At 48.9% G+C, this 12883-nt stretch carries 13 protein-coding genes, 1 rRNA gene and 1 riboswitch; all 14 genes read left to right on the forward strand.

What is annotated here, in order from left to right:
* Window positions 1-3: 3 nt before the first annotated feature.
* The 14 genes from rrf (at window position 4) to purD (ending at window position 12834) form a co-directional block, all read left to right on the forward strand.
* Window positions 4-119 (forward strand): 5S ribosomal RNA (gene rrf / locus ACSW3C_RS19545).
* 346 nt (window positions 120-465) lie between these two features.
* Window positions 466-963 (forward strand): hypothetical protein, encoded by a 498-nt coding sequence (locus tag ACSW3C_RS19550; RefSeq protein ID WP_486564724.1) that lies wholly within the window; start codon window positions 466-468, stop codon window positions 961-963.
* 80 nt (window positions 964-1043) lie between these two features.
* On the forward strand, window positions 1044-1577 hold the full coding sequence (locus tag ACSW3C_RS19555; protein ID WP_486564726.1) for a DUF2179 domain-containing protein: 534 nt from the start codon (window positions 1044-1046) through the stop codon (window positions 1575-1577).
* Complete coding sequence (locus tag ACSW3C_RS19560) at window positions 1567-1758, forward strand: NETI motif-containing protein (protein ID WP_486564727.1); 192 nt, start codon at window positions 1567-1569, stop codon at window positions 1756-1758. Before ACSW3C_RS19555 ends, ACSW3C_RS19560 begins: the two co-directional genes overlap by 11 nt.
* Before the next feature lie 75 nt (window positions 1759-1833).
* Window positions 1834-1934: riboswitch (purine riboswitch) on the forward strand.
* A gap of 146 nt (window positions 1935-2080) precedes the next feature.
* The gene (gene purE, locus ACSW3C_RS19565) at window positions 2081-2569 is read left to right on the forward strand and encodes a 5-(carboxyamino)imidazole ribonucleotide mutase (RefSeq protein ID WP_486564786.1); all 489 of its coding nucleotides are present in this window, start codon (window positions 2081-2083) and stop codon (window positions 2567-2569) included.
* A complete protein-coding gene (gene purK, locus ACSW3C_RS19570) occupies window positions 2566-3684 on the forward strand; it encodes a 5-(carboxyamino)imidazole ribonucleotide synthase (RefSeq protein ID WP_486564729.1) in 1119 nt (372 codons plus the stop codon). The genes purE and purK overlap by 4 nt, the downstream gene beginning before the upstream one ends.
* 49 nt (window positions 3685-3733) lie before the next feature.
* Window positions 3734-3988 (forward strand): phosphoribosylformylglycinamidine synthase subunit PurS, encoded by a 255-nt coding sequence (gene purS / locus ACSW3C_RS19575; RefSeq protein WP_486564731.1) that lies wholly within the window; start codon window positions 3734-3736, stop codon window positions 3986-3988.
* On the forward strand, window positions 3985-4671 hold the full coding sequence (purQ, locus tag ACSW3C_RS19580; RefSeq protein WP_486564733.1) for a phosphoribosylformylglycinamidine synthase subunit PurQ: 687 nt from the start codon (window positions 3985-3987) through the stop codon (window positions 4669-4671). The genes purS and purQ overlap by 4 nt, the downstream gene beginning before the upstream one ends.
* Window positions 4655-6886 carry a phosphoribosylformylglycinamidine synthase subunit PurL gene (purL, locus tag ACSW3C_RS19585; protein ID WP_486564735.1) on the forward strand — a complete coding sequence of 744 codons (2232 nt, stop codon included), beginning with the start codon at window positions 4655-4657 and terminating at the stop codon, window positions 6884-6886. The genes purQ and purL overlap by 17 nt, the downstream gene beginning before the upstream one ends.
* Window positions 6862-8289 carry an amidophosphoribosyltransferase gene (gene purF, locus ACSW3C_RS19590; protein WP_486564736.1) on the forward strand — a complete coding sequence of 476 codons (1428 nt, stop codon included), beginning with the start codon at window positions 6862-6864 and terminating at the stop codon, window positions 8287-8289. Before purL ends, purF begins: the two co-directional genes overlap by 25 nt.
* Before the next feature lie 13 nt (window positions 8290-8302).
* A complete protein-coding gene (gene purM / locus ACSW3C_RS19595) occupies window positions 8303-9361 on the forward strand; it encodes a phosphoribosylformylglycinamidine cyclo-ligase (protein WP_486564738.1) in 1059 nt (352 codons plus the stop codon).
* Window positions 9358-9948, forward strand: a complete 591-nt coding sequence (gene purN, locus ACSW3C_RS19600; RefSeq protein WP_486564740.1) for a phosphoribosylglycinamide formyltransferase — start codon at window positions 9358-9360, stop codon at window positions 9946-9948. The genes purM and purN overlap by 4 nt, the downstream gene beginning before the upstream one ends.
* Window positions 9949-10013: 65 nt before the next feature.
* Window positions 10014-11549, forward strand: a complete 1536-nt coding sequence (purH, locus tag ACSW3C_RS19605) for a bifunctional phosphoribosylaminoimidazolecarboxamide formyltransferase/IMP cyclohydrolase (RefSeq protein WP_486564742.1) — start codon at window positions 10014-10016, stop codon at window positions 11547-11549.
* Window positions 11550-11562: 13 nt separating this feature from the next.
* A complete protein-coding gene (gene purD / locus ACSW3C_RS19610) occupies window positions 11563-12834 on the forward strand; it encodes a phosphoribosylamine--glycine ligase (protein WP_486564744.1) in 1272 nt (423 codons plus the stop codon).
* Window positions 12835-12883: the final 49 nt, after the last annotated feature.

Here is a 12883-nt window from a genome sequence, read left to right on the forward strand (position 1 = left end):
CAGTCTGGTGATGAGGGCGAAGAGGTCACACCCGTTCCCATCCCGAACACGGAAGTTAAGTTCTTCAGCGCCGATGGTAGTAGGGGGCTTCCCCCTGTGAGAGTAGGACGTCGCCGGGCAAAGGCCATCCCCTGTGGGGGATGGTTTTTTTTGTGCTTTTATAAGTTGGGTACCGTCAGGTATCTGTATGGTCCTTGTAATAACCTTAGCAGACTGCTGCTTCCCTGAGTGAAGTAGTCAGACGCCTTGATAACGACCATCCTCTGTGAAGGATGTTTTTTTTATTTCTGGAACGAGATATCAATTCAAAAGTGGTATCCAGCGAGCTTTTTGGAAGGAATGGTGCACATTTTATGTTGATATTAAGAAAAGATCTGAAGCAAGCATTAAGACTGGCTATTTTGCATTCTTATTAGACATGGATTTGGCGCATGCCTGGTTTTATTTGGCGCTTAATCTGATAATTTGGCGCATGCCTGGTCTATTGGCGTTCACCCTGAGTTATTGGCGTTCAGGCCAGATTATTGGCGTTCATCCGGAGATATTGACGTTCACGCAGGGTTATTGGCGTTCGGCCGGAGTTATTGGCGTTCAGGCGAGGTTATTGGCGTTCGGCCTGAGTTATTGGCGTTCGGCCCGAGTTATTGGCGTTCAGCCGAGGTTATCGGCGTTCAGCAGAGGTTATTGGCGTTCGGCCTGAGTTATTGGCGTTCAGCAGAGGTTATTGGCGTTCAGCAGAGGTTATTGGCGTTCAGCCCGAGTTATTGGCGTTCAGGCGAGGTTATTGGCGTTCGGCCTGAGTTATTGGCGTTCGGCCCGAGTTATTGGCGTTCAGTCGAGATATTGGCGCTCCCCCCGAGTTATTGGCGTTCAGCCGAGGTTATCGGCGTTCTCCCTGGCATATCTACCATCCACTCCGGTTATCTGGCATTCACCCCTATACACCGACACCCCAGGATTTAATTTTTCCCTTAAACCTGACGTGTATCTCTCCCCTACAAGGGTAGAGACGAATAAATAGTATCCTGGGAGGAGGTATCGGCATGAAAATATTCTTCATCATTTTAGTAATTAATGTGGTGTATGTTTCGTTTTTTACGATCCGGATGATTTTGACGTTGAAGGGTTATCGGTATGTAGCGGCAGCTGTGAGTATGATTGAAGTGGTCATTTACATTGTGGGTCTAGGGTTGGTTCTCGATAATTTGGATAAAGTACAGAATATCATTGCGTATGCGTTAGGCTTTGGGATTGGTATTGTGACGGGCATGAAAATTGAAGAGAAGTTGGCGCTTGGTTATATTACGGTCAATGTAATAACGGCTGATATTGACCATCGGATGCCTGCGATCTTAAGAGAGAAAGGGTATGGTGTGACGGATTGGGCGGCCAATGGCTTGGAAGGCAATCGGTCGGCGATGCAGATTTTAACGCCGCGCAAGTATGAGTTGAAACTATATGATACAATTAAGCAAATTGATCCAAAAGCTTTTATTATTGCGTATGAGCCGAAGACGATTCATGGCGGCTTTTGGGTGAAGTCCATACGGAAAGGGAAATTGTCGGATGACTCGTAAGAAGACGGTTTGGTTTGAAGTCGAAGAGGGCGAAACAATTGAAGATTGTTTAAATCGGTTATCTGCTGCAGGGTATCAGGTGGCAGGCCGGAAAGAGGAGCCTGTCTTCATGGAGAAGGATGGAGCGTATATTCCAGTACGCCAAGTAATAAAATTCAAAGGAATTCTTAAAGATTCATAACAAAAGCCGAACAAATTTATATATATGCGATATATCGTTCGGTTTACGTTGACGTTTCAGAATCGTCTTGTTATGATAATAGTGTAATATTACCCACATATATGCTGGAGAATTGGCTCCAGTGTCTCTACCAGGACACCGTAAATGTCCGGACTATGCGGGGAAGCGACATCCGTAAATTTGGCGAAGGTGTTTTTTGCCAATGGGATTTTTCATCATTTTCTTTGCGATGACGTCCTCGAATGTTCTGCTTTCCATGCTATTTGGAGAGTGGATCGTTCGAGGGCTTTTTATTTTTATTCTTGAAGGGGGCAGATGCATTGTGAAACCGAAAGTCGGCGTCATTATGGGAAGCAAAAGTGATTGGGACACGATGAAGCATGCTTGTGATGTGTTGGATGAGCTTCACGTTCCATATGAAAAAAGAGTGGTTTCGGCCCATCGCACGCCTGATACTATGTTTCAATACGCGGAAGAGGCAGATGGCCGGGGGATTGAAGTCATCATAGCTGGTGCCGGGGGAGCTGCACATTTACCTGGAATGGTTGCAGCTAAGACATTGCTGCCTGTTATCGGGGTTCCTGTTCAGTCGAAGGCGCTGAATGGTATGGATTCATTGCTATCGATCGTCCAGATGCCTGGCGGGGTTCCAGTAGCTACTGTCTCGATTGGGAAAGCGGGGGCGACAAATGCCGGATTGCTTGCCGCGCAATTTCTAGCAGTTTACGACAAGGAATTAAGAGGACGGCTGGAGGAACGACGCAATGCCATCCGTGACGCCTCATTAGAAAGCAGTGGTGATCTAGAATGAAAACCATTTTACCAGGTCAGACCATCGGTATTATCGGAGGAGGACAGCTGGGACGAATGATGGCCCTTGCTGCCAAAGAGGCTGGCTTTAAGATTGCTGTGTTGGATCCCGTTATGGATTCACCGTGCGGCCAAGTGGCGGATATCCGGATTGTGGCTCCCTATAATGACGAAATGGCACTTGAAGAATTAGGGGAAGTAAGCGATGTTGTCACTTACGAGTTTGAAAATATTGATTATGAAGGACTGAAGCGTCTTTCCCAAGATACATATATCCCGCAAGGTGCAGAACTTGTACGGATTACGCAAAATCGCATTAATGAAAAAGCGGAAATTACAGCATCGGGTGCTCCAGTCGCTCCTTATATTGCAGCTTCCACCTATCAAGAATTAGTAGATCATATCGACAAGATCGGATTTCCGTGCGTTGTTAAAACCGCTGTTGGCGGTTATGACGGAAAGGGGCAGGTGAAAGTGGACTCTGCAGATGCGTTGTCTGCTGCCGAATCATTATTTACTCATTCAGCATGCATTGCGGAAGCATTCGTTCCGTTTGTGAAAGAGATTTCGGTGATTGTGCAACGGAGTGCAAACGGCGAAACGTATTGCCTGCCCATCGCAGAAAACATTCACAAGAATCATATTTTGCATGAATCCATCGTTCCAGCCAGAGTCTCGGAATCTATACGGATAAAAGCAGAAGAAGCGGCTCGGCTTATTGCAGATCATTTGCAGCTGGTCGGCACATTGGCAGTGGAAATGTTTGTTTTAGAGGACGGAGAGATTCTCATTAATGAGTTGGCACCACGCCCGCATAACTCAGGCCATTATTCCATTGAAGGTTGCAATATTTCGCAGTTCCATCAACATATTCGTGCAATCTGCGGCTGGCCGCTGCGCGAACCGAAATTGTTGCGGCCGACCATCATGGTAAACGTATTAGGCGAACATGTTACATCGCTAAAGAAAGTGATTACCCAATATCCGGATTGGTCTGTTCATCTCTATGGCAAAGCCGAGGCGAAAGAGAAACGGAAAATGGGGCATATCACTATTTTGACTGACAGTATCGAAACGACACTTGAGGAAATTGAACAAACCGGCATCTGGTCGTAAGTCTATCACCATTTCAATTACAATTTATTCCTATTAGGAGGAAACAGACATGACAAAGGTAAACGTATACGTAACGCTTCGCGAGAGTGTAGTAGATCCACAAGGAATTGCCGCAAAAGACGCACTTCAAACGTTAGGTTTTAATGAGGTCCAAAATGTCCGTATTGGTAAATTGATCGAATTGGAACTGGATGGTTCTGCGGCAGCTATTGAAGGTCGTGTCACAGAAATGTGTGAGAAATTGTTGATTAATCAAGTGATTGAGGACTATCGCTTTGAAATTGGGGAGGTTGCAGGGCAATGAAATTTGCTGTACTGACGTTCCCAGGCTCGAGTTGTGATCTCGATATGTTTCATGCGATAAACGATATTGTCAAAGCGGAAGTACAGTGCGTATGGCACACGGAAGCGAATCTGTCTCTTTTTGATGCGGTTTTAATTCCAACCGGAGCGGCATATGGAGATTATTTGCGTCCGGGCGCCTTGGCGAAAAGCTCTCCTGTCATGAGTCAGCTGCAGGAATTTGCGGCATCTGGAAAACCAATTCTCGGAGTTGGCAACGGCTTTCAGATTTTAGTCGAAGCAGGACTGCTGCCGGGTGCCTTCCTTCTGAATAAAAGCTTGAAATTCAAATCAGGCCAAGCGAAACTCGCGATTCAAAATGCCGAAACCATTTTTACTTCCGGTTATGAAGCGGGGCAGGAGATCACACTTCCATTCGCACATGCATACGGCAATTATTACGTCGATGCGGAGACGGTTGCTCAATTAAAAGACAATAAACGAATCGTCTTCAAGTATAACGACGGCAATGAGGAAGGCAGCACAGAAGCGATCGCAGGTGTCTTGAATGAACGGGGCAATGTCCTGGGAATGATGCCGCTGCCTGAACGGGCGGTGGAAGAGATCATTGGAGGAACGGACGGTCTGCCTTTATTCCAGTCAATCTTGAAAAACGGGAGTGAACAACATGTCAGCGAAGCATGAACCGACAGCGCAGCAAATCAAAGAGGAAAAATTGTATCTTCAATTGGGAATGACCGAAGAAGAATACGAACGGGCTTGCTCCATGATCGGACGTTTCCCGAACTATACTGAAACAGGCTTGTTTTCCGCTATGTGGTCGGAGCATTGTTCCTATAAAAGTTCCAAGCCCATCCTGCGGAAGTTCCCGACAGAGGGTGCGCGCGTATTGCAAGGACCGGGCGAAGGGGCTGGCATAGTCGACATTGGAGACAACCAGGCGGTCGTATTTAAACTTGAATCTCATAACTCCCCATCTGCGATTGAACCGTTCATCGGAGCAGCTACGGGTGCAGGCGGCATTATCCGCGACGTCTTCTCTATGGGAGCCAGACCAGTCGCGCTTGTCAATTCCATGCGTTTTGGCGATTTGACGGATGCACGGGACCGTTACCTATTCGAAGAAGCAGTTGCTGGAATCGCAAGTTACGGAAATATCATCGGCATTCCGACCATTGCAGGGGAAGTTCAATTTGATAACAGCTATTCCAAGCGTCCTCTCGTCAACGCCATGGCAGTCGGATTATTGAATCATGAAGATATCCAAAAAGGTGTGGCGTCTGGAGTCGGCAATACAGTGATGTATGTTGGCGCTAAAACGGGTAGAGATGGCATTAACGGGGCGACCATGTCCTCCGCGGAAGTGAAAGTGGAGGCAAAGGCGGAACTTCCGGTTATGCAGGCGGGGGACCCGTATCTTGAGAAGCTTCTCATGGAAGCTTGCTTGGAACTTGTGAAATCGGATGCGTTAATCGGTATTCAGGACATGGGGGCTGCTGGACTGACTTCTTCTTCAGCTGAAATGGCTTCCAAAGCGGGCTACGGCGTGGAAATGAACCTAGATTTAGTACCACAGCGAGAAGAAGGTATGACGCCGTATGAGATGATGCTCTCTGAATCCCAAGAGCGCATGCTCGTTGTCGTGAAGCAAGGACGTGAGCAGGAAATCATTGATCTGTTCACGAAGTATGGCTTGGAAGCAGTCGCCATCGGAAAAGTAACAGACGACAAGATGCTTCGACTTTTCCATAAAGGAGAAGTGGTCGCGGAGGTGTCCGCCGATGCGCTTGCCGAAGATGCGCCAGTCTACCATAAAAAGTCCGAAGAGCCGGCCTATTTTAAGGAGTACCAAGTGATGGAAGGGGCGGAGCCTGCGGTTAAGGATGTGAAGGAAACGCTTATCTCTTTGCTACAGCGTCCGACAATTGCTTCAAAAGAGTGGGTTTATAACCAATTTGACACGCAGGCACGAACAAATACCGTCGTAGCACCTGGCTCGTCGGCTGGTGTTATCCGGGTTCGCGGAACGAACAAGGGCCTTGCGATGACTGCGGATTGTAATTCACGTTACATCTATTTGGATCCCGAAACAGGCGGCAAGATTGCGGTGGCGGAAGCGGCGCGAAATCTAGTCTGTTCGGGTGCGGAACCGATCGCTGCGACAGATTGCTTGAACTTTGGCAGTCCGGATAAGCCGGAAGTGTTCTGGCAGATCGAAAAGTCTGCGGACGGCATATCAGAAGCTTGCCGCACATTGAATTCACCGATTATCGGCGGTAACGTGTCCATGTCGAATGAAGTGAATGGGGTACCTGTTTATCCGACTCCGACAATCGGAATGGTGGGTATCGTACACAATCTAGAAGACGTAACGACAACTGTTTTTAAACAAGCAGGAGATCTCATTTATTTGATCGGCGAAACAGCAACCGAATTCGGAGGCAGTGAGCTACAACAAATGTTGGATGGGAAAATTTCAGGAAAAGCGCCAGCTATTGATTTGGCGGTGGAAGCGCGACGCCAGAAGGAATTGCTTTCCGCTATTCAAGGAGGACTCGTACAGTCAGCTACGGATCTGTCGGAAGGCGGTCTTGCCGTTGCTCTTTGTGAGAAGGCATTTGATGCGAAAGATCTTGGCGCGGATGTGAAAGTTTCAGGCTCTGCTGTGAGTGCGTTATTCAGTGAAACACAATCTCGTTTCCTAGTAACGGTTAAAGCTGAGCATGCGGAAGCGTTCGAAAAAGTGGTAGCGGATGCTGTAACTATCGGTTCTGTCACAGATAACGGAAAGATTGTGATCCAAGACGAAGCGGGCACTTCGTTGATCGAAGGGACAGTGGAAGAATTCCGTTCCGCTTGGAAAGGGGCTATCCCATGCTTGCTGAATTGCGAGGCCTAAACGAAGAATGTGGCATATTCGGCATCTGGGGACATGAAGATGCCGCGCAGATTACGTACTATGGCCTTCATGCCCTTCAGCACCGGGGACAGGAAGGGGCCGGCATCGTAACGAAAGATGGCAAGGGGCTCCATGTTGTGAAAGGCGAAGGGCTTGTAAACGAGGTATTTTCGGATGACAAATTAAAAGCTTTGACAGGGCGTACAGCCATTGGCCAGGTACGGTATACGACGGAGGAAGGGCGAGGGGCGGAGAACGTCCAGCCGCTCGTCTTCCGTTCCACTACTGGCAGCATGGCGATTGCCCATAACGGCAATTTGGTTAATGCGAAAGATTTGAAAGAAAACCTGGAAAAGCTGGGGAGTATCTTTCAAACGACGTCAGATACGGAAGTGCTGGCTCATCTGATCAAGCGAAGTAGCAGCGGGTCGCTGACACAGCGTGATCGGGTGAAAAAAGCGCTGTCTATGTTGAAAGGTGCATTTGCATTCGTTGTCCTGACGGAAGAAGGGCTGATGGTGGCGCAGGATCCGAACGGTTTGCGTCCTTTATCCCTTGGAAAGCTCGGGGGTGCTTGGGTGGTCGCTTCGGAAACATGCGCGTTTGATTTGATTGGAGCCGAACATGTCCGCTCGGTCATGCCGGGAGAGCTGCTCATTATCAATGATAGCGGCTGTTACTCAGATCAGTATGCGGAACCTACGGAGCGCGCGATCTGTTCCATGGAGTATGTTTATTTCTCGCGACCCGATTCAGATATCGATGGGATCAATATTCATATGGCCCGTAAGCGGTGCGGCAAGCAGCTGGCCAGAGAAGTGAGTATTGAGGCAGATGTAGTGACGGGTGTTCCCGATTCAAGCATTTCTGCCGCAATCGGTTTCTCGGAAGTGAGTGGGATTCCATACGAATTAGGGTTAATCAAAAACCGTTATGTCGGCAGGACGTTCATTCAGCCAACCCAATCAATGCGTGAACGCGGCGTGAAAATGAAGCTCTCTCCTGTCCATCAAGTCGTTGCTGGAAAACGTGTCGTCATGGTGGATGATTCGATCGTCAGAGGAACGACATCGAAGCGGATCGTCAACATGCTGAAGGAAGCGGGCGCATCGGAGGTCCATGTCGTTATCGCGGCTCCTCCGCTCGTCAGTCCCTGTTTTTACGGAGTAGATATTAGCACGGATTCGGAATTAATCGCAACAGGACGTTCGGTTGAGGAAATACGGGAGCTGATTGGTGCAGATTCGCTTACCTTCCTCTCGAAAGAAGGCATGCTGAATGCAATTGGCCGTTCCGATGAAATGAAAAATTGCGGCCAATGCTTGGCTTGCTTCACTGGGGAGTACCCGACTGAAATCTATGCGGATACAGTATTGCCGCATGAAAAAGAGATCGTACGATAAGGAGGCTTTACCTATGTCAAAGGCGTATGAGTCTGCTGGCGTCAATATCGAGGCAGGTTATGAGTCGGTGGAACGGATGAAATCGCATGTTGCACGTACAGCGCGTGCGGGAGTAGCTGGAACGTTCGGTGGTTTTGGCGGGATGTTCGATCTATCTGCATTACAATTAAAGGAACCTGTTCTCGTGTCGGGTACTGACGGCGTAGGAACAAAATTGAAGCTTGCGTTTTTGGCGGATCGGCATGATACGATCGGCATCGATTGTGTCGCCATGTGTGTCAATGATATTGTTGCACAGGGAGCGGAGCCGCTTTATTTCCTCGATTATATTGCGCTTGGCAAAGCAGTGCCCGAAAAGGTGGAAGCGATTGTCAAAGGGATCGCCGATGGCTGTGTTCAGGCGGGAGCTGCGTTAATTGGCGGTGAAACGGCTGAGATGCCGGGGCTGTATGATGTCGATGAATACGATTTAGCTGGCTTTGCAGTCGGTGCTTGTGAGAAAAGCAATATTGTAACTGGCGATAAAGTGGAAATGGGTGATGTCCTCGTTGGGATTGCTTCCAGCGGAATTCATTCGAATGGCTATTCGCTCGTGCGTAAGATTGTGCTGGATGAGCAAGGGTATGAGCTGGATCAATATATTGCGGGGTATGAAGAACTCGGCAAAGTCGGAACAGCCCTTTTGGAACCGACGAAAATTTATGCAAAGCCGGTCATGCAGATGCATGGAGAACTCGATATTCATGCAATGGGCCATATTACAGGCGGCGGCTTTTATGAGAATTTGCCGCGCATGTTCAAGGACGGGTTCGGCGTGGAAATCAATATCGGTTCCTGGCCGGTATTACCAGTGTTTAAAATGCTAAAGGAAAAAGGCAAATTGGAAGACCGCGATCTGTACAGTGTTTTCAACATGGGTATTGGTTTCGTTGTAGCTCTACCGGCTGAACAGGCGAAGAGGGCCATCCAGATTGCAGCAGAACACGGGGAAGAGGCATATGTCATCGGCCGGGTCGTGGAAGGCAATGGAGTCCAGTTCAACGGGGAGCATGATGGGAGCTTAGATCAATGAGTAAGCAACGAATTGCCATCTTCGCTTCGGGCAGCGGCAGCAACTTTGCCGCCCTGGAAAACGCATGCAGAGAAGGGGAACTGCCAGCGGAAATCGCTGTTGTCATTACAGACCGGCCGGCGGCATTTGTCGTGGAACGGGCGAAACAAGCGGGTGTGCGAGTGGTCGCATTCGAACCGAAGGCATTTCCGTCTAAGCAGCAGTACGAAGAAACCATTCTCCATACATTGCGGGAGGAACGAGTGGATTGGATTGTCCTGGCAGGATACATGCGTCTGATTGGGCCAACTTTGTTAACTGCCTATCCATCTCGCATTCTCAATATCCATCCATCCCTTCTTCCTTCATTCCCAGGGAAGGATGCCATTGGCCAAGCGGTTGCCCATGGCGTCAAAGTGACAGGCGTCACCGTTCATTTGGTAGATGAAGGTATGGACACCGGGCCGATTCTTGCCCAGCAGGCTGTCGATGTCGTGGAAGGTGATAAAGAACAGACAGCCCTCGCGATCCATGCGGTGGAACACGAATTATATAAAACTGTGTTGCAACAACTTCTCCAGCGGGAAGGACAGCAAGCAGTGAATTGATTGGATTAACGAAAAGAAAAACCGGTGTCACACCGGTTTTATTTATATAAACGGAGGGGAAGTTCGTGAAAAAACGCGCATTGCTAAGCGTTTCGGATAAAAGTGGGATTCTGGAGTTTGCTCAATCCTTAGAAGCGTTGGGATATGAAATCTTATCGACTGGCGGTACGATGAAGCATTTAAAGGAGAACGGTGTAGCAGTGACAGCTGTCGATGAAGTGACCGGGTTTCCGGAAATCATGGAAGGACGCGTAAAGACGCTGAACCCGATGATCCATGGAGGCCTCCTGGCGAAACGGGACGATTCGGGCCATGTAGCTCAAATGGAGGAGCATGGCATTCAGCCGATCGATATTGTCTGTGTGAATCTCTATCCTTTTAAAGAGACGATTTCAAAACCTGGCGTGACAGTTGAAGAAGCGATTGAAAACATCGATATCGGTGGTCCAGCAATGCTGCGAGCTTCCGCAAAAAACCATGCTTTTGTGACGGTTATAGTGGATGCAGCAGATTATGAAGCAGTTCTCTCAGAATTGCAGGCAAAGGGAGAAACGACACAAGAAACAAGAAGACGTCTTGCTGCAAAAGTATTCCGTCATACCGCAGCGTACGACGCGCTAATTTCAGGTTACTTAACGGAACTTGCTGGAGAAGAATTCCCGGAACAGGTGACATATACATACGAATTAAAGCAGCCGCTCCGTTACGGGGAAAACCCACATCAGAAAGCAGCTTTTTACAGCCGTCCGCTCGGTTCCGATTTTTCAATTGCCAACGCCACTCAATTGCACGGTAAAGAGCTCTCCTATAACAATATCCAAGATGCCAACGCAGCCATTCAGATTGTGAAGGAATTCAATCGTCCGGCCGCAGTTGCTGTAAAGCATATGAATCCATGTGGAGTGGGCACTGGCGATTCAATCGCCACAGCGTTCACGAAAGCTTACGAAGCAGATCCCGTTTCCATCTTTGGGGGCATTGTGGCGCTGAATCGTGAAGTGGATGAAGAGACAGCGACGCAGCTAGCTGGAATTTTTCTCGAAATTATCATCGCTCCTTCGTTTACGAATGAGGCGATCACTACGCTGACGAAAAAGAAGAATGTACGCCTATTGACGATTCCATTTGACCAAGCCAAAAAAGACGTTTGGAATACAGTCTCTGTCGAAGGCGGCTTGCTCATGCAGGAACCGGATGCACTCGGCTTTGACGATGCAGACATCCGGGTTGCGACAGATCGGGAACCGACGGAAGCGGAATGGGCAGCTATGAGAATGGGCTGGGCGGTTGTGAAACATGTGAAATCCAATGCGATTGTCATTGCTGATCCCGACAGAACTCTTGGCGTCGGAGCAGGCCAAATGAATCGCGTCGGTGCTGCCCAAATCGCACTGACACAAGCAGGCGAGCTTGCAAAGGGCGCCGCACTCGCCTCGGATGCGTTTTTCCCAATGGACGATACAGTCGAAGCAGCTGCCAAGGCAGGAATCACCGCAATTATTCAGCCGGGCGGATCGGTGAAAGATGAAGATTCCATCCGTAAAGCGAATGAATACGGGATCGCGATGGTATTCACGGGCATCCGGCATTTTAAACATTGAGGAGGAAGCGTGAATGAAAGTACTTGTAATCGGAAGCGGGGGGCGCGAGCACGCCATTGCCCGGCAGTTTGCCAACTCTCCATCTGTTTCTGAAGTGTTTGTCGCTCCTGGCAATGATGGAATGAAGCAGGAAGTGACATGTGTGCCGATTGGCGTTCTTGAGTTTGATCGTCTGGCGGACTTTGCTCGAGACAATCAGATCGGCCTGACATTCGTCGGACCAGAGCAGCCTCTCGCGGAAGGTATTGTGGATTACTTCATGGATAGAGGACTGTCCATTTTCGGGCCGACACAGGCAGCAGCCCAGCTGGAAGGGAGTAAGTCCTTTGCCAAGGAGCTGATGAAACGATATGACATTCCAACCGCTTCCTACGGTACATTCACGGATGCGGATCAGGCAAAAGATTTTATTCGCGAGCAGGGAGCACCGATTGTCATTAAAGCGGATGGGTTAGCAGCCGGAAAAGGGGTCGTCGTAGCGATGACGCTGGAAGAGGCGCTCGAAGCGGTAGACGATATGATTGGGAATCAAAAATTCGGTGACTCCTCTTCACGGATTGTCATTGAGGAATTTTTGGAAGGGGAAGAGTTTTCCTTCATGTCGTTTGTCCATGCCGGCAAGATCTATCCCATGCCGATTGCGCAAGATCATAAGCGTGTGTTCGACGGCGATAATGGGCCGAATACTGGCGGGATGGGTGCGTATTCCCCTGTTCCTCAGATAAGCCCCGACGTAATTGAAACGGCCTATGATCAAGTGGTCATTCCGACGGTCGAAGCGATGGCACAGGAAGGGAAGCCTTTTACTGGCATCCTCTATGCTGGGTTAATATTGACGAAGGAAGGACCAAAGGTAATTGAATTCAACGCACGTTTCGGGGATCCGGAAACGCAAGTCGTCCTTCCTCGTATGGATTCGGATTTCGGGGAATTCATGAGTGCCTTGATGGCAGAGAAAGAGTATGAGTTGAAATGGAATGAGCAGGCGATGCTCGGTGTGGTCATCGCTTCGGACGGTTATCCGGGCGAGGTACAAAAAGGTGCCAATTTGCCGGATTTATCGAACATAGATAAAGATGGGGCAGTTGTCTTTCACGCGGGAACTAAGCTTGCTGGAGATGCCTTTGTCGGCAACGGAGGCAGGGTGTTGTTGGTTGCCGCGAGAGCGGATACATTGAAGGAAGCTCAGGAAGAAGTATACAAGACATTAGCAGAGCACGAATGGAATGGCTTTTTCTATCGGACAGACATCGGCTGGCGTACGGTCCTGCCTGCTAATAAATAACATACAAAAACAGGAGAGGAAATCAGCAAGATGGATTTCCTCTCCTGTT

Source organism: Sporosarcina sp. AD_1 (assembly GCF_057373025.1).

Excerpts from the sequence above, each read along its gene's own strand:
- purS (WP_486564731.1), top strand. The coding sequence starts at position 3,734 with ATGACAAAGGTAAACGTATACGTAACGCTTCGCGAGAGTGTAGTAGAT.
- purK (WP_486564729.1), top strand. The coding sequence starts at position 2,566 with ATGAAAACCATTTTACCAGGTCAGACCATCGGTATTATCGGAGGAGGA.
- purN (WP_486564740.1), top strand. The coding sequence starts at position 9,358 with ATGAGTAAGCAACGAATTGCCATCTTCGCTTCGGGCAGCGGCAGCAAC.
- purM (WP_486564738.1), top strand. The coding sequence starts at position 8,303 with ATGTCAAAGGCGTATGAGTCTGCTGGCGTCAATATCGAGGCAGGTTAT.
- ACSW3C_RS19560 (WP_486564727.1), top strand. The coding sequence starts at position 1,567 with ATGACTCGTAAGAAGACGGTTTGGTTTGAAGTCGAAGAGGGCGAAACA.
- purQ (WP_486564733.1), top strand. The coding sequence starts at position 3,985 with ATGAAATTTGCTGTACTGACGTTCCCAGGCTCGAGTTGTGATCTCGAT.
- purL (WP_486564735.1), top strand. The coding sequence starts at position 4,655 with ATGTCAGCGAAGCATGAACCGACAGCGCAGCAAATCAAAGAGGAAAAA.
- ACSW3C_RS19555 (WP_486564726.1), top strand. The coding sequence starts at position 1,044 with ATGAAAATATTCTTCATCATTTTAGTAATTAATGTGGTGTATGTTTCG.
- purD (WP_486564744.1), top strand. The coding sequence starts at position 11,563 with ATGAAAGTACTTGTAATCGGAAGCGGGGGGCGCGAGCACGCCATTGCC.
- purF (WP_486564736.1), top strand. The coding sequence starts at position 6,862 with ATGCTTGCTGAATTGCGAGGCCTAAACGAAGAATGTGGCATATTCGGC.